The sequence below is a fragment of the Ligilactobacillus sp. MP3 genome (genome assembly GCF_024436335.1).
Classification (GTDB): Bacteria; Bacillota; Bacilli; order Lactobacillales; family Lactobacillaceae; genus Ligilactobacillus; species Ligilactobacillus salivarius.
Genome location: NZ_JANFQI010000001.1, coordinates 229,220 through 250,447 on the forward strand (window position 1 = coordinate 229,220; position 21,228 = coordinate 250,447).

The following is a 21,228-nucleotide window of genomic DNA, read 5'->3' on the forward strand; positions in this document are numbered from 1 at the left end:
ATGGTCGGTGAAAGTTCGATATATCCCTGATATGATTTTTATCATCTTTCAAATACTTTCCTGAAATAATAGTAGGGTAAGTCGTTTCATCGCGTTAATGATGACTAAAGAAACTACTAATTAATGATAGTTAAAATTTGGGTGGTACCACGGAAATCTCGTCCCTTGCTGGATGGGATTTTTTTGTTTCCAATTTTTAACTGAGAGAGAAAGGATGGATCTTATGAAAATCAAAGATACTTTAAATTTGGGTAAGACAAAATTCCCAATGCGTGGTAATTTACCTGTTCGCGAAGTTGAAAGACAAAATGAATGGGAAGAAAATAAAGTTTATGAACAAAGACAAAAATTAAACGAAGGAAAACCAAGTTTTGTGTTACATGATGGACCTCCATATGCTAACGGTAATATTCATATGGGTCACGCAATGAACAAGATTTCTAAGGATTTCATCGTTCGTTCTAAATCAATGATGGGATTCCGCGCACCTTATGTACCAGGTTGGGATACACACGGTTTACCAATTGAACAACAATTGAAAAAAGCTGGTGTTGATCGTAAAGCATTATCTGTAGCTGAATTCAGAGAAATGTGTCGTCAATATGCTTTAGAACAAGTTGATAAGCAAAGAAAAGACTTTAAGCGTTTAGGTGTTGCTGGTGAATGGGATAACCCATATTTAACGTTGAAACCAGAATATGAAGCACAACAAATTCGTGTCTTTGGTAAGATGGCAGAAAAGGGCTTAATTTATAAAGGTAAAAAGCCAGTATTTTGGTCATGGTCATCTGAATCAGCTCTTGCTGAAGCTGAAGTTGAATATCATGATGTAACATCACCATCTGCATTCTACGGTGAACAAGTTGTTGATGGTAAAGGTGTATTAGATGAAAATACATATATGGTTGTTTGGACTACAACACCATGGACTATTCCTGCTTCTGAAGGTATTACAATTGATGCTACATTCGACTACGCAGTTGTACAACATGACGATGATGAACGTAAGTATGTTTTAGCTGCTGATTTAGTAAATGCTGATGCTGAATTATTTGGTTGGAATGATGTTAAGATTGTAAAAACTGTTAAGGGTGCAGAATTAGAAAATGTTTTATGTCAACACCCATTCTATCCAGAAAGAAAACTTGTAACTATGTTAGGCGACTTCGTTACAACTGATGCTGGTACAGGTCTTGTCCATACAGCTCCTGGCTTTGGTGAAGATGACTTTAATATTGGTGTTAAGTATGGTTTGGATGTATATGTTCCTGTTGATGATAAGGGATATATGACAGAAGATACTGGTGAAGATTTTGCAGGTTTATTCTATGAAGACGCAAATGAAGTTTCTTTGAAGAAATTGGAAGAAGCTGGTGTACTTTTGAAACAAATGGATTACGAACATAGTTACCCATTTGACTGGCGTACAAAGAAACCTATTATCTTCCGTGCTACACCACAATGGTTTGCTTCTGTTGATAAGATTCGTGACCAAATTTTAGGTGCAATTAATGAAGTTCAATTTTTCCCAGATTGGGGTCAAAAACGTCTTTACAACATGATTCGTGATCGTGGTGACTGGGTAATTTCCCGTCAAAGAGTTTGGGGTGTTCCATTGCCAATCTTCTACGGTGAAGATGGTGAAGCTATCATGACTAAGGAAACAATCGAACATGTTGCAAAATTAGTTGAAGAACACGGCTCAAATATTTGGTTCCAACGTGAAGCTAAGGACTTGTTACCTGAAGGCTTTACAAGTGAACATTCTCCAAATGGTAAATTTACTAAGGAAACAGATATCATGGATGTTTGGTTCGATTCTGGTTCCTCACATCAAGGTGTATGTGCTGAACGTGATTACTTGACATACCCAGCTGATCTATACTTGGAAGGTTCTGACCAATACCGTGGTTGGTTCAACTCTAGTTTGATTACATCTGTTGCTTACTCTGGCCATGCACCATACAAGCAAATTCTTTCTCAAGGATTTACACTTGATGGTAAGGGACGTAAAATGAGTAAATCATTGGGTAACACAATTGTTCCTAGTGAAGTTATCGATAAGATGGGTGCTGAAATTATCCGTCTATGGGTATTGAGTGTTGATACATCTGCTGACGTTCGTGTATCTATGGAAAGTTTCCAACAAATCGCTGAAAGTTACCGTAAATTTAGAAACACAGTTCGTTTCTTACTTGCAAATACAACAGATTTTGATCCTGCTAAAGATGCTGTTGCTTTCGATGAAATGGAATCCATTGATAAATACATGACAGTTCTTGTAAACAAATTTACTAAGGAAATTCTAGATGCATATGCAAACTATGAATTTATGGAAATTTACAAGAAGTTAATTAACTTCATTACAACAGATCTTTCCGCATTCTATATGGACGTTGCTAAGGATGTTGTTTATATTGAAGCTCCTGATAGCAAGAAACGTCGTTCAATGCAAACAGTATTGTATGATGTAGTAGTACGTCTAACTAAGTTAATGACTCCAATTTTACCTCATACAACAGAAGAAATTTGGAAGTATTTGAAGGAAGACGAAGAATACGCACAATTATCCGAAATGCCTGAAGTTAAACATTTCAATAATGAAGAAAAACTCGTTGATTTATGGAATAGATTCATGAATTTACGTTCAGGTGTATTTAAAGCTCTTGAAGAAGCAAGAAATGAAAAATTAATCGGTAAGTCCTTCGAAGCACATGTAGACTTATATGTATCTAATGGTGTACAAGCTGATTTAGATGCATTAAATGCTAATGTTCGCCAAGCATTGATTGTTTCTGCATTAGATGTTCATCCATTATCTGAAGCACCAGAAAATGCTTTGAAGTTCAATGATGAATATGCTGTTGTAGTTGAACATGCTGAAGGTGAAGTTTGTCCTCGTTGTCGTATGATCAAGACAGATATCGGTAGTGATGCTGACTTACCAACACTATGTGCAAGTTGTGCTGAAATTGTTCGTGAAAACTATCCTGAAGCTTTAACAGAAGGTTTAGAATAATTTAATTAATAGTTAAAAGAGATTCAAAGATAAATTTTCTTTGAATCTCTTTTTTACATACAAAGGTATGAGAAAGCTATAATCCCCATTTACCACCATGAACTTTAGTTACATTAGATGTAACAATAAAAGCTTCTGGATCAATTTCATGAATTTTAGCAATTAAATAACCGTAATCTTGGCGATCTACGATTAATAAAATTTGTTGCTTTTGTGTTTGACTATAACCACCAACTACATCATAAAGAGTCAGACTACTATTATCTTTTAGAAGAGTTTCTTTAATTTCATCAAGCAAATCGTTACTTAAAATTTGAACTTGGTATTTTAAGTCAAAGCCTGCCTCGGAATAACGCATAACTAAGGCAGTTATAACTTGAGAAAAGGCTGCTAAAAAGAAAGCATTGGGTCCAGCAACAAATATATTCATAAAAATAACAAGTAAGTCGATAAACATTAATGTTAGGGCTGAATCCAGATAAAAGTATTTCTTCAAAATCATTGGTGGAACAGTTGTCCCTCCACTTGAAGCATTGATTCGATAAAGAAGTGAAACTCCGAAGCCCATCAAGCCACCACCAATAATAACAGCTAATAATTCATTATCAGTAACCTGGAAACTAGGAGTTAATTGCATAAATACAGGTAACAATAAACTACCTAAAGTAATATTTTTAACAACTTTTCTTTCTAAAAAAATCCAAGCTAAGCCAATCATAGCTAGATTACAGATTAAAACTGTTAAAGGTCGTTCTACATGCCAAACAGCCTCTACTAAGATGGCAATTCCAGTCGTTCCTCCGGCTGCGATATCAATTGGAGCATAAAAGAAGTTAATACTTAAAGTAATAATTTCTAGAGCAACTAGAAATACTAGCCAACGTCCCCAGCGATATCTACGTATATTTCTTGTCATCTAAACATCCTTTCGTTTGATAGTAGTTCAAACTATGATTTTATTATTATAATTATCATAACAATAAAGTTGATTTTATGTAAAGAAAGTAATAATAATAAGTAATATTTTTAGTATAATTTTATAAAAAAATTAAGATTATGGGGAGAAGAATATATATAATAATAGGATAAAAAATATATTTTATATGTTATCATGCATTGAATTTTTGACTTAATTTTTTACCAAGAGATATAATTACATCTCGTAATTCTAATTTATTTAGATAAGAAGCTGGAAGCCAGAGTGAGTTACTTTGTTGAACACCCACAATTTGTCCGGTTATTGAACCGGTTGAATCAGAATCTCCATCATGGTTAACAGAAATTTCGATAGCACGGCATGGATCTTTTTGATATTTCAAAGAACAATAGAGGGCAATAGCTAGTGTTTCTTCAGCAACCCATCCCTTTCCTAAGCGTTGAAAATTTATAAAATCGCTATCTGGTGTTTGACTTAAATTTGTTGCTAATTTAATTATTTCTGTAAAATCGGATAAATAATCCATAGTACTGAATTTTGACTTTATAAAATTAAGAGTATCTAATACAAGTTGGGGAGAAATATTAGATGTAAGTAAACGATGAATAAGTACTGCTAAATAAGCAGAAGAAAGACTACTTAGTGGATGACCATGAGTCAAAGCAGAGCTTTCAGCTCCAAGTTGAGCAATTATATTTTCATCTTCATCAATAAATCCAATTGGAGCTACACGCATAATACCACCACATCCTTTGCTATTATTAATTGGATGTTGTAAATTTCCTGGTTTTTGTTGTGCTAGTGTCATTAAGCAAGTCCTGCCTGGTTCACGAGAATTAAATAGTTCCTGAAAATCTACCAATTTACTAACAGGCTTATGGGTCATACTTTGTTTGTCAGTTTTCCATTGAGTTTCTAACCAATCTTGATAACAATCCCAAAGATTAGTCAGATAATTATCCGATATTAATAAGGCAGAAGCTGTAAATAGAGACATTTGTGTGTCATCTGAAATTAAAACTGGTTCAGAAAAATTAATAAAAGTGATGCCACTGGGATTATTTTGTTGAATTTCTCGATAGCTAGAAAATTCCACTGGGTATCCTAATGAATCGCCTAAAGCACCACCTAATAAGCAATTAGTAGGTTTATTTGTCATTTTTATCTTCCTCCAATAAATTTTAGATAAATATTAAAGTAAATGATGTTCAACTTTCAAGTCAGTATAGCATAAATTAGTTATAAAATTATGACAACTCTTATAAAATTAAGATATAATAGCTATAAATAGTAGGGAAGTGAATTAAGTTGATGAACAAAAAATTACCTTACATATATTTTAAAACAAAATCGTTTCATGTATATTTACGATTATGGAAATTAGATGATGAATGGATAGGAGTATCTTATAGTGTAAGAACTTATAATTCAGAAGAAATTTATCAAGGTGGAAGTCCCTTAAGTGATTGGTATCATGATGATCTAACAGTACTGTTAAATGGAATAGATGAATTAATGATAACGGATGAATATGCAAATACTTTTGAACCTTTAGATGATCCTTATTTGGATATAGTATTAAAAAGTAAATCTGGTAAAAAATATCTAAGAATTGACTTTTATTGGGATCCAACAGAGAGTAGAGATCATTTGTCAGTATATTTAAATAGTAAACAAATTGAAAATCTAAATATGTATCTCTCACTAGCAACTGGAAAAATAGCAAAAGATAATGATCAAATTAAGATATTGTATGATCAAGGTATTTTACAAGGAGATTAATTGAAAAATTTTATAAAATAATTTTCCAATCCTCTTTTTTGGTTCTTAATTAAAGATAGACTTATAATGATAGTATAAGGAAATTTTAGTATGAGAGTAGGGGATTTGTGCTAAAATAGTTAAAGTAATCATTATTAAGGACGTGAACTAATTGAGTAATGAAGAGCCATTAATTTTTCATTTACAAGTTGCACGTAAAAAGCCAGAAAATATCAGACACCCTAAAGGTTATTGCCCTTTCTGTGATAGAAAGAACTTAACTAATATATTAGATAAGGATGGAGATTGCATCTGGCTTGTAAATAAGTTTCGTACACTCCAAGATACAATGCAGACAATTATTATTGAATCTAAAGATCATCTTGGAGATCAAAGTAATTACAGTCAACTTGAAAATCGTAAAATTATTAAATATGTTTTAGAATGTTGGCAAAAGATGATTAATCAAAATAAGTATAAGAGTGTTTTGCTATATAAGAATTTTGGACCACGATCTGGTGGTAGTTTGAGGCATCCGCATTTTCAAATTGTAGGATTAGATAAAAAGGATGGATATGCTAATATTTCATCAAAAAACTTCCAGGGAGTAGATGTCGTTTCTAAAAATAATGTTCAACTTAACATTTCTTGCCATCCTTTAAAGGGATTTGTTGAGTTTAATGTTCAAATGTCACAAGATGGCGATGTTGCAACTTTTGCTGATTATATCCAATCAACTGTTAAATTTATTTTGAGCGATGACTTTTATCATGGACACTATGACTCCTATAATTTATTTTTCTATAATATAGATCAAAAAATTGAGTGTAAAATAATGCCACGTTATGTAGCTAGTCCATATTTCATAGGTTACCAAATTTCTCAGGTTAATAATGAGGAAAGTCTTATGCAAATTGCAGAAGCATTACAAAAAAGAATTTTAGCAGAGTAGGTGATTAAATGGGTGAAAGAATTGCCGTCTTTTCAGATGTGCACGGGAATACGACTGCATTAGAGGCAGTTTATCAAGATTCAATCAAACAAAAGGTTGATAAGTACTGGTTTTTAGGAGATTTATTTTCTCCTGGACCAGGTGCTCAGGACTTATGGGATCTATTTAAACAGATAAATCCTGAAATATGTATTCGTGGAAATTGGGATGATTTGTTTTTAAATGCTCTAAGAGGAGTAGTTGATACTGATAGAACAAGTTTAGTTTATATCTCTAAATTGGCACAAACATTGTCTGAAAGATTAGACGCTAATGAAGTAACGTCTACTATAAAAAAATGGCCTATAAGGGAAGAAACAAGGGTTAGAGATATTAGGATAGGATTGACACACAATTTACCTGATTTAAATTATGGACAGGCTTTATATCCTACTGAGAAACAGCGTAATTTCAATGAATTGTTTGATGGAAATCAAAATCTTGATTTAGCTATTTATGCCCATGTTCATCACCCACTAATGAGATATAGTAGCGATGAGCAATTCGTTTTAAATCCCGGGTCTGTAGGGCAGCCGTTTTTTGCATGGGATAAATTTCAAAAAGATATGCGTGCCGAATATTTGATTTTAGAAATTGATAAACATGGAATTCAAGAAACGAACTTTAGAAAAGTCTATTATGATAGAGATTTAGAATATAAGCGGGCTGAATTAGCTAATTTACCTTATTTAGACATTTATAAGTTACAACTTGTGACAGGAAAAGTACATACACATGATCATGAATTGATGAAGAAAATTAATGATGAACGTGGTTACTTAAAAGATGTAATAAAATTTAATGAAAAGGTACGAAAAAAAGGATAAAGAAAAAAGCAAGTAAATCTGACTAGAGCCAGAATTACTTGCTTTTGTTATATTATGGTCTTATTTTAGTACCAACCATGTGATTGCCAGAATTGTTGAGCAGCAACCCATGAACCATAACGTGATGTTACATATTGGTTAGCAACTCTTTCTTGGTTAGCAGCAGAGTAGTCACCATTTAAATATGATGCAGATAATTGATACTTGCCAATGTATTGACCATTAGTAGCTGTATAACTACCACCAGATTCCTTATTAGCAATCCATGCTTTAGCAGTTTCTTCACTTGAGCTACCAGAAGCTTGATAGTTGTAACCAGAGTTAGCAGCTTGAGTATTAGTATTAGCGTTATAGCTATAGTTATTATTGTTATTGTAGCTATAGCTAGGTGTTGTAGCTGCTTGGTAATTATAGTTATAAGTTTGAGCTGGTAATTGGTAGTTATTTGTTGTAGTACTTGTTGTAGTTGTATTAGCAGAAACTGTTGCTTGACCATTTTCACCTACTTCAAGTGTTTGACCAGCATAAATTAAGTTTACGTTTGCTAAGTTATTTAATTGTTGGATACTATCAACTGTTGTATTGTGCTCTTGAGCAATCTTAGAAACTGTGTCACCAGGTTGTACGGTAACTTGGTCCGCATTTGCTGCAATAGTTCCAACTGCGAGTAAACCTGCTGCGGCTGTAACTGACAATAAAGCTTTGTTGAATTTCATATAAAAAATATTCACTCCTGTAAATTAAATCTATTATTTGTGTATCTACTTAATTCGCCTGTTATGCGAATCAACGGTTAGAAGTATACGGAAAGAATATAACAGTGAAATTCCAGAAAGGTTACTAAAATCAGATTTAATGTAATAATTATTACAGTTTGTAGTATTCAGAAACATAAAATCGTCATTTTTTAATAAGAACATTGCTATAATAGCAATTCAAGAGTGGAAATTATATGACAAAAATCGGCTTTTTTTGTCAAGCATTTTGTTTATTAGAAAATATTTAATGATAAAAAGTAGGAATTTTTGCTAATTTTTCTTGAAAAACACTAGAATTTGGACAAAATACCTTTTTTTGTAAAATTACTGTTATTTTGAAATAAAAAATAGAAGGGCTTTTCCTTGTTTTTTTACCCTTAATAATAAAATAACATTTTATTTTTAACTAAAAAAGAAGATAATACATTGAAATTATTATTAAAATAGATTATTTTCGTAAGTTTTAAAATAAAAGCTCCCATAATTAGACGACAAATTTTAACTAGGGGAACTTCAGATAGAAATTTATGTAATAAAAAAGCAAGGACGAATCCTTGCCAAAATTATTTATCATGTTCTAGTTTACCAGTCCAACTATTTAAGCCACCTTTAACATTAATGGCTTTATATCCTTTGTTTCGCAAAATCTTAGCAGCTTCTTCACTACGTTTACCAGATTGACTGATAAGATATATTCTATTTTTCTTACTATTAGAATAGCTATCAATTTGAACTAAAGGATAATTTCTAACATTAGGTAGATGTGCAGTGTGGAATTCGGGTGGAGTTCGCACATCTAAAACTGTTATCGGAGTCTTTTTAGCTAATAATTCAGCTAATTTATCAGTTGTAATAGTAGGAGTCTTACTAAAAAAATTAGTAAAAAACATTTTTAATCACCTTTATAATTTGTATATCTAATAGACAATTTTAAGTTAAAATTGCAAAGAATACAATAAAAAAATAGGAAGATAAAAACTTCCTATATATAGTAATTATATTAATACCAGTTATTTGCTTCCCAATGAGCTTTAGCAGCAGTCCATGAACCGTAACGAGAAGCTACATATTCATTAGCAACTTTTTCTTGGTTTTCAGCAGAATAGTCACCATTTAAGTAAGTTGCAGTTAATTGATACTTACCATAGTAGATACCATTCTTAGCTGTGTAACTACCACCAGATTCCTTATTAGCAATCCATTCTCTAGCAGCATCTTCATCGCTAGAAGTAGAGCTAGTAGTAGTATTTTGAGTAGCTGTTGTAGTAGCAGCAGGTGTAGTACTTGCTGAAGAATAGTTAGAGTTAGTATTATCTACAATATTATTTACAGAACTAGTAGTATCTGTCCAAGTTGTAGTAGGAGTTTCAGCAGGTGTATTTTCTACATATGTTGTAGTAGCAGGTGCTTGAACTTCTGTTTGTGTTGTTGTAGTTTCTGTTTCTACAGGATCTGCTGTTTGATCAGTAGTATTTGTGGAAACTGTATCATTTGTTGTAGTAGCTGCTTGATCAGTATTTGTAGCATCAACTTGTGCTTCAGAAGTTGTAATATCGCTAGCAACATTAGTTTGAGCATCTTGAGTAGTTGTGTCTGCAGGAGTAGCTGTTTGGTCAACAGTAGTTGTAGTATCTTGAACTTGATCTGTTGCAGCAGGTACATTATTTTGAGCAGCACTATAATCAGTTTGAGTATAGTTAGCTTGTGCATCTGTATTTTGAGCGTAATTTTGTTGGTATTGGGAGGCAGTTTGATATGTAGTTGTAGTATAACTACCATCACCCATTTCAAGAGTTTGACCAACAAAGATCAAATCAACATTTTCAAGATTATTTAATTGTTGTACGTTATCAACGGTAGTAGCGTGGTCTAAAGCAAGTTGAGAAACAGTATCACCGGATTTTACAGTGATTTTGTCAGCTTTAGCACCATTAGCAGCTGCACCAGTTGCGATAATACCAGTAGCGGCAGTTAAGGATAATAAAGTCTTGTTTAATTTCATATACTAAGTTCACTCCAAATTAAATAGATTTTCTGTCTATACTTATATAGTATAACTAAAAATCGTTTACATTAAAATAGTAAAAATATTACTAAGATATTAATTTTTTGTAATCTTAGCTTTTTTTAATTATTTTTTTGAAAGGGGAGAAGAAATAATAAAGTTGGGTAAAGGTTGATAAATAGCTAATAGTAAGTAGAAATTTATTTTAAATAAAGTATTGTAATTTACTGATGCTTAGTGTAGTATTAATGACATATTAATTAATAGAAAAGAAGTGATTAGATTGGATTTAATTATTCCAAAGGATTATGATCCTAAATTATCAATCCGCGAAACCCAAGAAGCAATTCGTTATATTCGCGAAACATTCCAAGATGAATTTGGCAAGGAAATGGGCTTAAATCGTGTTTCAGCTCCAATGTATGTCGAAAAGAGTTCAGGGATTAATGATAATTTGAATGGATATGAAAAACCAGTATCTTTTACTATGAAAGACATGCCTGGCGAAACCATCGAAGTTGTCCATTCTTTGGCTAAATGGAAGCGTATGGCCTTGAAGAAATATGGCTTCGGCTTACATGAAGGTTTATATACTAATATGAACGCTATTCGCAAGGATGAAGATTTGGATAATTTCCATTCTAGTTACGTTGATCAATGGGATTGGGAAAAAGTCATTTCCAAAGATGAACGCAATGAAAAAACATTAAAAGAAACAGTTGAATTAATCTTTAAAGTTGTCAAGCATATGGAACACGAAGTATGGTACAAATTCCCTAATGCTGTTTACCATTTGCCTGATAAGATTCATTTTATAACTTCACAAGAATTGGAAGATAAATATCCAGAGTTAGAAGATGCTAAAGATCGTGAAAATGCCATCTGTAAAGAACTAGGTTGCGTTTTTGTAATGCAAATTGGTGATGTTCTAAAGAGTGGTAAGCGTCACGATGGTAGAGCTCCTGACTATGATGATTGGAAATTAAATGGTGACATTTTATTCTGGTATGAACCATTGCAATGTGCTTTAGAGTTATCAAGTATGGGGATCCGTGTTGATGAAGATTCTATGGTAGAGCAATTAAAGAAAACAGGCGATGAAGAACGCTTGAAGTTGCAATATCATAAGATGATTTTAAACAAAGAATTACCATATACTATTGGTGGAGGAATTGGGCAATCTCGTCTATGTATGTTGCTATTAGGTAAAGCACATGTTGGTGAAGTACAAGCAAGTATTTGGCCAGATGAAATGCTTAAAAAATGTGAAGAAAATGGCATTCACATTTTATAGTATTAAATAATAATTATCATTAGCTAAAGTTAATGTACATAATTTTAAATATGATACAAAATATTTTATTTGAAATACTAGTAATTATTTAATTACTAGTATTTTTTGTACATTTAAATGAATAATCTAAATTAATTAAAATTATATTGAAAACATTTTCAAATAAAAATGGTATAAAATATTGAAAACAATTAATAAAAAGGCTACAATAAAAAATGTAAAGAATTATTTAAGATTAGTGGTATACTGATTTTTTTAAATTTGAATGGAGGTTTATCGTTATGAGTATTTTAAGTTTGGCTCGTTTCCAATTTGCCATGACGACCATATTCCATTTCTTCTTCGTTCCATTTTCAATCGGAATGGTTTTTATGGTTGCATTGATGGAAACATGCTATGTTCGTACAAAGAACGAAGCTTATAAGAAAATGACAAAGTTCTGGGGGAATATTTTCTTGTTGAGCTTCGCTGTTGGTGTTGTAACCGGGCTTATTCAAGAGTTCCAATTTGGTATGAACTGGTCAGATTACTCTAGATTCATGGGGGATATCTTTGGTGCTCCACTTGCTATGGAAGCTTTACTATCTTTCTTCATTGAATCTACATTTATTGGTTTATGGATGTTTACTTGGGATAGAGTGAAACCAGGTTTGCACTTATTCTTTGTTTGGATGGTTGTAATTGGTACAATGACATCTGCTCTTTGGATTTTGACTGCTAACTCATTTATGCAACATCCAGTAGGTTACACAATCCGTAATGGACGTGCTGAAATGACAAGCTTTTCTGCTCTATTAAGAAACCCACAAGTTTGGTATGAATGGGGACACGTTATTTCTGGTGCTATCATGATGGGTGGTGTAGTTGTAGCTGGTATGGCTGCATTTAGACTTTTGAAGAGAAAGTCTCTATCTGAAGTAAGTAAGGATATTTTCAAACGTTCAATGCGTTTAGGTATGATCGTAAGTTTACTAGGTTCCTTATCTGTAATGGGTGTAGGTGACCTTCAAATGAAAGACTTACTTCACACACAACCAATGAAATTTAGCGCAATGGAAGCATTGTACAAAGATACTGGTAAATCAGCAGGTTGGACAGTTGTCGGAATTGCTGATACCAAGAATCATAAGACAAATTATACAATTGAAATTCCAGGTATGTTGAGTGTTCTTTCCTATGGTAAGACAACTGGTTCAGTTAAAGGTATGGACACAATCAACAAAGAATTACAAGCAAAATACGGAACTAAGAATAATTACTACGTTCCAGTTAACACATTATTCTGGAGTTTCCGTGTAATGGCAGGTTTTGGTGCTTTAACATTCCTTGTATCTGCTTTAGGATTGTTCTTCACACGTAAGAAGAAGGCAAGCTTATTTAATACTAATTGGATGTTGTGGGTTGTAGCTTTAATGACATTTACACCATTCTTGGCAAATACATGTGGTTGGTTAATTACAGAATTGGGTCGTTATCCATGGACTGTATACGGATTATTTACAATCGCACAAAGTGTATCACCAAGTGTTTCTGCAACGTCATTATTGATTTCAAATATCTTGTATTTTGCAATTTTTACAATTTTAGCTATTGTAATGGTTGGCTTTGTAGTTAAGGAACTTCGTAAAGGACCTGATGAAGCAAGTGAGCCAGAATTTGCTAAACATGGCTTAGATCCTTTTGATAAGGAGGCGTTTTAGATGACTGCTTTACAATTTTTATGGTTCATTTTAATTGGAGTATTATTTGCAGGTTTCTTCTTCCTTGATGGATTTGATTATGGTGTAGGAATGGCAACTAAGACTTTAGCACAAAATGATGCTGAAAGAACCCAATTAATTAGAACAATTGGACCAGTTTGGGATGGAAATGAAGTTTGGCTCATCACTGCTGGTGGGGCAATGTTTGCTTCTTTCCCTTACTGGTATGCATCCTTATTCTCAGGATACTACTTAATTTTATTAATTATCCTATTAGGTTTAATTATTCGTGGAGTATCATTTGAATTTAGACATCATGCTGAAGGTGCTAAGAAGAAAACATGGGATTGGACTTTAGCAATCGGTAGTTTCATCGTACCATTCTTTTTTGGTATTTTATTCATCAGTATGGTTCAAGGCATGCCAATTGATGCTAATGGTAATATGCATGCTGGTTTCTTTGATTACATCAATGTCTTTTCAGTTGTTGGTGGTGTAGCTTTAACTTTATTAGTTTACTTACATGGTTTGAACTACATTGCATTGAAGACAGAAGGTGCTATCAGAGATAGAGCTAAGAACTATGCTCAATTCTTATATTGGGTACTATATGTAGGTTTGGTTGTATTTGCACTATTGTTAATTTTCCAAACAGACTTCTTGAAAGTACATCCAATTAGCACATTAGCTATTTTAGTTGTAATTGTACTTTTAACTGTTTTAGCACATGTATCAGTATTTAAAGGTAAGGAAATTAATTCTTTCATTTATAGTGGATTGACTTTAGTAGCTTTAGTGGCATTACTATTCTCAGGTTTATTCCCACGTTTGATGATTTCCTCTATCAGTGCTAAATACAATTTAGTAATTTCAACAGCATCTTCAACACCTTATACTTTGAAGATCATGACAATTGCAACATTCTGTCTTTTACCTTTTGTATTGGCATACACAATTTGGGCATACTACATCTTCAGAAGAAGAATTAAAATGCCTACTATAACGGAGGGTGAATAATGTTTGATAAGGGTTTATTAACCCTGACAGACATTAAAAAAACTATGAGAGGGCTTGTAGGACTTTATATCCTACAAGCTTTTCTTATAGTTGGTCAAGCTGTCAGTCTAGGGTTAGTGATTACACATTTATGGAATGGAAAACCACTTAAGGAACAATTTATTTATATTATTGGTTTTATAATTTCTTTTGCTGGAAGAGAAGGGCTACAATGGTGGAGCAATCGCTGGTTAGACGATTATGCACGTGTAGAAGCAAAGAAATTACGTAAAACTTTATTAGAAAAAGTCTTCATTTTAGGTCCAGAATTGGTACAGAAACAAGGAACTGGACACATGGTCACTTTGACTTTAGATGGTATTTCTGAAGTTGAAGATTATATTCAACTAACACTTAGCAAAATGATTAGTATGATGATTGTGCCAATTGTAGTTTTAGCGATGGCCTTTTATCTGGATTGGGTATCAGGAGTAATCTTATTCTTCATCTATCCTTTAATTGTATTGTTTATGATTATTTTAGGATATGCAGCTAAGGCTAAGGCAGATAAACAATTTGTTTCTTTTCAACGTTTATCCAATCATTTTATTGATTCTTTACGAGGAATTGATACATTAAAATACTTTGGTTTAAGTAAACGATACGCCAACAGTATTTATAAGACAAGTGAACGTTTTAGAAAGACTACAATGAGTGTATTACGCGTTGCAATTCTTTCAACATTTGCGTTAGACTTTTTTACAACTTTATCAATCGCGGTAGTAGCTGTATTTTTGGGATTACGTTTGATCAATGGTGAAATTACATTATTTCCAGCTTTAACAGTATTGATTTTATCGCCGGAATACTTTTTACCAATTAGAGCATTCGCTAATGATTATCATGCAACTTTAAATGGGAAAAATTCCTTCCACTCAATTCAAGAAATTATCAATAGTGCTGAAGTTAAAGAAAGTAAGTTAGAGCTTCATCAATGGCAACCTACAGATAGTTTGAAACTAGATAATATTGAGTTTACTTATGATGATAATGCAGAGCCAGTTAAGTTTAATACAGAGTTTACAGGCTATCAAAAAGTTGGAATTATTGGAATGAGTGGGGCTGGTAAGACAACTCTAATTAATTTGTTAAGCGGCTTTTTACCTTTGAAAAATGGAAAATTTGAAATTCAAGGTAAAGAAACTACTGATTTAAATGAAGATGCATGGCGAAATCAAATTATCTATATTCCACAAAGTCCATATATCTTTGATAATACTTTGCGTTACAATATTGCTTTCTATACACCTGATGCTAGCGATGAAGAAATTATTAAAGCAATTAAAGCAGTAGGATTGGAAGATTTATTAGAAGAACTTCCAGATAAACTTGATACATTAATTGGTAATGGGCAAAGAACTTTAAGTGGTGGACAAGCTCAACGAATTGCTTTAGCTAGAGCATTTTTAGATAAGCAAAGAAAAGTATTGATTTTTGATGAACCAACAGCTCACTTAGATATTGAGACTGAATTGGAATTAAAGGAAAGAATGTTACCTTTAATGAAGGATAGATTGGTAATTTTTGCTACACATCGTCTACATTGGATGAAAGATATGGATAAAATCGTCGTCTTAAAGGATGGAAAAATTGCCGAAGAAGGACAATATGATGAATTGTTAGCTCATCAAGCATATTTCTATGAATTATTAAATCGAGCAAAAGGTGGTGAAAAGAATGTTTAAGAAAATTCCATTATTACAAGAATTGAAAAAAGATACTTGGGTTAAGCCTTTCTTAAAAAAATACAAGAAAACTTTGGTACTAGCAATTTTCTTAGGAATTTTAACATTCTTTTGTGCAGGAGCCTTGATGTTTAATTCTGGTTATCTAATTAGTCGTTCAGCTACACGTCCAGAAAATATTTTGCTAGTTTATGTTCCAATTGTTTTGACACGTGCATTTGGTGTAGGTAGACCGGTATTCCATTATCTTGAAAGATTAACAAGTCATAACTGGGTTTTTAAAATGACTTCTGATTTACGTGTTAAGTTGTATAAGGCTTTGGAAAAAGATGCGGTATTCTTTAAGAGTAAGTATCAACTCGGCGATGTTTTAGGATTATTATCAGAAGATATTAATCACATCCAAAATTTATATTTAAGAACCATTTTCCCAACCTTTGTTGCATGGGGACTTTATGTATTTGTTGTTATTGGAGTTGGTATTTTTTCAATTTGGATGGGACTTTTGATGCTATTAATGATAGGTATTATGTTAGTAGCATTTCCAATTTGGTCAGTTATCGTAAATGGTGCTAGACAAGAATATGAAAAGAAAATAAAGAATGAATTATACCTAGACTTAACTGATAATATTGTTGGGATTACAGATTGGATTTTTGCTCAACGTGGTCGTGATTACGTTAAGCTACATGAACAAAATGAGGAAAAATTGATGGATGTTCAAGAAAAACTACATCATTTTGATCAAATCAGAGATTATCTCTTACAGTTAGTATTTATGTTGGTAGTTGTGAGTCTTATTTTATGGGGCGGTACATACCTAGGTGGCAGTAATGGAGTATATACAGGTCTAGCTAACTGGATTGCTGCTTTTGTTTTGTGTCTTTTCCCTGTGGTTGATGCATTTGCAGTAATTCCAGCTGCTTCACAAGAAACTAATGTATATAAGGATTCTTTAGTTAGATTAAATAGACTACAAGATAATTCATTTGAAGAAGAAAAATCAGAAATTAAATTAATTGCACCTTATGATATTAAATTAGATAATGTGCATTTTAGATATGAAAATGGTAGTCGTGAAATCCTTAAGGGTATTAACTTAGATATATCTTCTGGCGATAAGTTAGCAATTTTAGGTCGAAGTGGTTCAGGTAAAAGTACGTTAGCTAACTTGATTAGAGGGGATAGAGTTGCTACTGAAGGTGCGATTACTATAAATGGTATTGACGTAAGCAAAGTTGGCGATCAAATTTCCAATTATATTGGAGTAATACATCAGACTCCATATTTATTTAATACTACTATTTTAAATAATCTTAGAATCGGAAATGAAGAGGCTACTATCGAGCAAGTATGGCAAGTGCTGGAACGTGTAGGCTTGAAAGATATGGTTAAAGCTTTACCACAAGGACTGGAAACAATGGTGGACGAAGCCGGAATGCGTTTTTCTGGTGGTGAAAGACATCGAATGGCATTGGCAAGAATTTTGTTAAAAGATGCTCCAATTATCATTTTAGATGAACCAACTGTGGGCTTAGATCCATTAACTGAACAAGAAGTAATTTCAATTTTTAATCGTGAATTGAAAGATAAAACTTTAATTTGGATAACTCATCACTTACAAGGTGTTGAAGCAATGGATCAAGTTATCTTTATTGAAGATGGAACTATTGAAATGCAGGGTAGTCCTGATTATTTGAGAAAAACAAACGAACGTTATCAAAAGCTTAAAGCAATTGATGAAGGACGATAAAATAAAAGTCATCATTCTAAAAAATTAGAGTGATGACTTTTTAATTTGTACGTTTTAATAAGACTTTAGTAAGTTTAGCAAGTTTCTTTTTAGCTGTAGAATCAGGTAATTTATTGATATCAATAAGTGCTTTATTAGTAAATTTAGCAGCTAAATCTTTAGCTTTTTCTACACCACCTAATTCAACGACTAAAGCTTGGATACGTTGAATTTCAGGTAAAGTTAGGTCTTGCTTTTTAGCTAATAAAGTATGTAATTCTTCCGAGTCTTCGTTGAGGACCAATAATAATGGCAAAGAATAAACACCAGTAGCTAAATCTTCAAGAGTAGGTTTGTTTAGCCTTGAAGCATCAGAGTAGTCAAGAATATCATCTAAAATTTGAAAACTAATACCAATATTTTGACCAATTCTAGTAGCTAAACTGACAGTTTGAGGAGAAGCACCACCAAAATATGCTCCTTCAGCACTTGCTAATCTAAAAAGATAAGCAGTTTTTCCATTTACATTACGCAAATAATTTAAGAAAGTCTGTTGAGTATTATAGCGATGTTTCATTTGATTTAATTCACCTAATAAAATTTTCTTCATGGTTCTTGAATTGATTTTGAAAAAAGGTGTATCCAAAACATTATCAGTAATTAAATCGAAGAATACAGTAAATAGGTAATCACCAGCATAGACAGCAATATCTTTACCAAATTGACTTTGAATACTAACTTCACCACGTCGTTTAGGAGAATCGTCAATGATGTCATCATGAATAAGTGTGGACATATGTAAAACTTCAAGTGAAGTAGCTATATCAATGAGTTTTTTATCGTCTACACGATTTTGTGAGTCTGCTGTTAATTTGGTAAATAGTAAGAAAAAGGCTGGACGTAAAAATTTACCGCCATTGCTTGCCATTCTGGATAGAGCTGCTTGCAAGTCTGGATAATCAACAGAAATTTTAGCTTGAAGATTATATTTAACTTTTTCGATATCTTTTGCTAGTTCAGGGTACTGTAACCATAAATTAAATGTCATTTTCTCACCTCCTTAATGACAGTTTATGTTTCTATTTTACCCTAAAATAGCTTGTTCAACTACTTTGAATTAAAATTTATTTTGAAATTCATGAGTAAATGTAAAAGAACAAAATAATTTTGCTAAATATGAATTTTTTGAGAGAATATGGTAACCAATTACATAAGAATATGGTAATATATTATATAGAAGGTAATATATTTTATTTTACTAGGAGGCAGAGTTTTGTCTTTAAAAGTCTTCCTAGAACTTGTTGAAATCAAAGCTAAGACAGCAAGTATCTTGCCATTTTTGATAGGAATTTGCTTTAGTTATTATTACTATAACTCAGTTCATTTAGGACTATCAGTGGTATTTTTTATTGCGATGCTTTTATTTAATATGGCAGTTGATGCATTGGATAATTACAATGACTATCATCATGCAGTTGATAAACTAGAATATAAGCGTAAAACGAATATTATTGGGAGAGAAGGACTTTCTCCTAGATTGGTATTTGTAATTTTAGCCGTTATGACAGTGATTGCTGCGATTATGGGATTGTATTTAGTATATGTGACAGGTTTGCCATTACTTTGGATGGGGTTGTTTTGCTTTGCTGTGGGAATTTTCTATTCCTCAGGTCCACGTCCTTTATCTAGTTTACCTTTAGGAGAATTTTTCTCCGGTATTACAATGGGTTTTGTAATAAGCTTAATCTGTGTTTATCTTAATTCATACCAAATATTTTCATGGCATTGGGAGAATCTAGCTAAGGTATTTTTGATTTCTTTACCAAATATTTTATGGATCTCTAATCTAATGTTAGCTAATAATATTTGTGATTATGACGAGGATGAAAGAAATAATCGACATACAATTGTTCATTTTATTGGTGTGAAAAATGCTTTATTTGCATTTAGCTTGAAGAATGTTTTAGCATTTGCTGCAATTATTCTATCTTTTTATCTCAAGCTAGCACCGTGGACGAGTTTGTTAGCTTTGTTGGCAATACCATTTGTATATAAACAAGATAGGATGTTGATGAAAGAACAAGTTAAATCCAAAACATTTAAGTGTGCAGTTAAGATTTTAGCTTTTGGTTCATTTATACAAGTTCTAACCTATTCTATTGGATTATTATTTTTGTAGGAGGTTTTAAACCATGAAAGAAGTTTTAGTTTTAGGTGCTGGCTATGCAGGCTTAAAAGCAGTTAGAAATCTTCAAAAAGAAGTAGGGGACAACGCTCATATTACTTTAGTTGATATGAATGATTATCATTATGAAGCTACAGAATTGCACGAAGTTGCTGCAGGTTCTGTAGACAAGAGCAAGATTACATATCCAATTAAAGATGTTTTGAATAACAAGGTTAAATTTATTCAAGATGAAGTAGTTAAAGTAGATGCTGATAAGAAGACTGTTGAATTGAAGAATTCAGGTCAATTACGCTATGACTACTGTGTATTAGCTTTAGGTTTTGTATCTGAAACATTTGGCATTAAAGGTGCTTTAGATAATGCTTTACAAATGACAGATATTGACCAAGCTGTTGCTATTCATGAACACATCGTTGAAACTATGAAGAAGTATCGTGAAACACAAGACAAGGAATACTTGAACATTGTTGTTTGTGGTGCTGGTTTCACAGGTATCGAATTAGCAGGTGCTTTAGTTGATGAACGTCCAAAATATGCTAAGCTTGCAGGTGTAGACGAATCTGAAATTTCTATCACAATTGTTGAAGCTGCAACTAAGTTATTACCAATGTTTAGTGAAAATCTTGCAAACTACGGTGTATCATTAGTTAAGAGTTTAGGTGTTAAGATCATGACAGGTTGCATGATTAAGGAAATCCAAGATGGTCGTGTAATGTACGCAACACAAGATAACGAAGAACTTCAAGCAGTTCCAGGTAAGACAATTATTTGGACAACTGGTGTTAGTGGTAGTCCCGTTATGGGTGAATCTGGTTTCAAGGAACGTCGTGGTCGTGTAATTGTTAATGATAACTTACTTGATCCAGATCATGATGATTTATACATCATTGGTGACGTATCTGCTCTTATGGATAAGGCAACAGATCGTCCATACCCAACAACAGCTCAAATTGCTACACGTATGGGTGCTTATGTTGGACATGCAATTGCTCAACGTTTGAAGGGGGAAGTTCCAGAACCATTTAGTTACAACTCCTTAGGTACAGTTGCTTCTGTTGGTAACACACATGCCTTTGGTCTTGTAGGTAAGAAAGAATACAAAGGTTTCCCAGCTTCATTCGTCAAGAAGATGATTATGAACAAATCATTAGCTGATATTGGTGGGGCAAAAGAATTATTTGCTAAGGGTCGTTTTGATCTATATCACTAGAATTAATGACAAGAGAGCTATCTCACTTAGGTGAGGTGGCTCTTTTTTATGGGCTATCCCTTGAC

The 21,228-nt window shown here is 32.7% G+C and carries 17 protein-coding genes; 11 read left to right on the top strand and 6 right to left on the bottom strand.

Translation table 11 applies throughout. The annotated features are described in order from the left end of the window. The first annotated feature begins 223 nt into the window (after nt 1-223). Nucleotides 224-3,019: an isoleucine--tRNA ligase gene (gene ileS / locus NOU10_RS01155; protein WP_255905801.1), complete on the top strand. Its 2,796-nt coding sequence runs from the start codon at nt 224-226 to the stop codon at nt 3,017-3,019. 76 nt (nt 3,020-3,095) lie between these two features. On the opposite strand, the gene NOU10_RS01160 is transcribed toward ileS, so the two are convergent. Next, nucleotides 3,096-3,935, bottom strand: coding sequence for a YitT family protein (locus NOU10_RS01160; protein ID WP_255905802.1), 840 nt, complete (start codon nt 3,933-3,935; stop codon nt 3,096-3,098). Between the two features lie 193 nt (nt 3,936-4,128). Then, the gene (locus tag NOU10_RS01165; RefSeq protein ID WP_003707562.1) at nt 4,129-5,115 is read right to left on the bottom strand and encodes an ADP-ribosylglycohydrolase family protein; all 987 of its coding nucleotides are present in this window, start codon (nt 5,113-5,115) and stop codon (nt 4,129-4,131) included. A gap of 152 nt (nt 5,116-5,267) precedes the next feature. On the opposite strand from NOU10_RS01165, the gene NOU10_RS01170 reads away from it, so the two are divergent. From NOU10_RS01170 to NOU10_RS01180, 3 genes are all read left to right on the top strand, one after another. Further along, nucleotides 5,268-5,738: a hypothetical protein gene (locus NOU10_RS01170; RefSeq protein WP_255905844.1), complete on the top strand. Its 471-nt coding sequence runs from the start codon at nt 5,268-5,270 to the stop codon at nt 5,736-5,738. Between the two features lie 151 nt (nt 5,739-5,889). After that, entirely contained in the window at nt 5,890-6,669 is a 780-nt protein-coding gene (locus tag NOU10_RS01175; protein WP_255905803.1) for a DUF4931 domain-containing protein, read from the top strand. Between the two features lie 8 nt (nt 6,670-6,677). After that, complete coding sequence (locus NOU10_RS01180; RefSeq protein WP_255905804.1) at nt 6,678-7,535, top strand: metallophosphoesterase; 858 nt, start codon at nt 6,678-6,680, stop codon at nt 7,533-7,535. A gap of 65 nt (nt 7,536-7,600) precedes the next feature. Here NOU10_RS01180 and NOU10_RS01185 read toward each other — a convergent pair whose 3' ends face one another. The 3 genes from NOU10_RS01185 to NOU10_RS01195 all read right to left on the bottom strand — a co-directional run bounded on the left by NOU10_RS01185 (nt 7,601) and on the right by NOU10_RS01195 (nt 10,295). Continuing rightward, nucleotides 7,601-8,251 (bottom strand): LysM domain-containing protein, encoded by a 651-nt coding sequence (locus tag NOU10_RS01185; protein WP_255905805.1) that lies wholly within the window; start codon nt 8,249-8,251, stop codon nt 7,601-7,603. 605 nt (nt 8,252-8,856) lie between these two features. Beyond that, complete coding sequence (locus NOU10_RS01190; RefSeq protein WP_161022312.1) at nt 8,857-9,183, bottom strand: rhodanese-like domain-containing protein; 327 nt, start codon at nt 9,181-9,183, stop codon at nt 8,857-8,859. A 110-nt stretch (nt 9,184-9,293) separates the two neighbouring features. Next, the gene (locus tag NOU10_RS01195; protein WP_255905806.1) at nt 9,294-10,295 is read right to left on the bottom strand and encodes a LysM domain-containing protein; all 1,002 of its coding nucleotides are present in this window, start codon (nt 10,293-10,295) and stop codon (nt 9,294-9,296) included. A 286-nt stretch (nt 10,296-10,581) separates the two neighbouring features. On the opposite strand from NOU10_RS01195, the gene asnA reads away from it, so the two are divergent. The 5 genes from asnA (at nt 10,582) to cydC (ending at nt 17,786) form a co-directional block, all read left to right on the top strand. Continuing rightward, nucleotides 10,582-11,592: an aspartate--ammonia ligase gene (gene asnA / locus NOU10_RS01200; protein WP_160944367.1), complete on the top strand. Its 1,011-nt coding sequence runs from the start codon at nt 10,582-10,584 to the stop codon at nt 11,590-11,592. Nucleotides 11,593-11,873: 281 nt separating this feature from the next. Further along, nucleotides 11,874-13,292 carry a cytochrome ubiquinol oxidase subunit I gene (locus tag NOU10_RS01205; protein ID WP_034997978.1) on the top strand — a complete coding sequence of 473 codons (1,419 nt, stop codon included), beginning with the start codon at nt 11,874-11,876 and terminating at the stop codon, nt 13,290-13,292. Next, entirely contained in the window at nt 13,293-14,309 is a 1,017-nt protein-coding gene (gene cydB, locus NOU10_RS01210; protein ID WP_193524409.1) for a cytochrome d ubiquinol oxidase subunit II, read from the top strand. It begins immediately after the preceding gene. Then, nucleotides 14,309-16,033, top strand: a complete 1,725-nt coding sequence (gene cydD / locus NOU10_RS01215; RefSeq protein WP_255905807.1) for a thiol reductant ABC exporter subunit CydD — start codon at nt 14,309-14,311, stop codon at nt 16,031-16,033. The genes cydB and cydD overlap by 1 nt, the downstream gene beginning before the upstream one ends. Continuing rightward, nucleotides 16,026-17,786, top strand: coding sequence for a thiol reductant ABC exporter subunit CydC (gene cydC / locus NOU10_RS01220; RefSeq protein WP_003706420.1), 1,761 nt, complete (start codon nt 16,026-16,028; stop codon nt 17,784-17,786). The genes cydD and cydC overlap by 8 nt, the downstream gene beginning before the upstream one ends. A 40-nt stretch (nt 17,787-17,826) precedes the next feature. Here the strand turns inward: cydC and NOU10_RS01225 are convergent, their stop codons facing one another. After that, entirely contained in the window at nt 17,827-18,813 is a 987-nt protein-coding gene (locus NOU10_RS01225) for a polyprenyl synthetase family protein (RefSeq protein ID WP_255905808.1), read from the bottom strand. Nucleotides 18,814-19,038: 225 nt separating this feature from the next. Here NOU10_RS01225 and NOU10_RS01230 point away from each other — a divergent pair, with 225 nt between their 5' ends. Next, entirely contained in the window at nt 19,039-19,944 is a 906-nt protein-coding gene (locus NOU10_RS01230; RefSeq protein ID WP_069469205.1) for a prenyltransferase, read from the top strand. A 13-nt stretch (nt 19,945-19,957) separates the two neighbouring features. Continuing rightward, entirely contained in the window at nt 19,958-21,163 is a 1,206-nt protein-coding gene (locus NOU10_RS01235) for an NAD(P)/FAD-dependent oxidoreductase (RefSeq protein WP_003707584.1), read from the top strand. Nucleotides 21,164-21,228 lie beyond the last annotated feature (65 nt).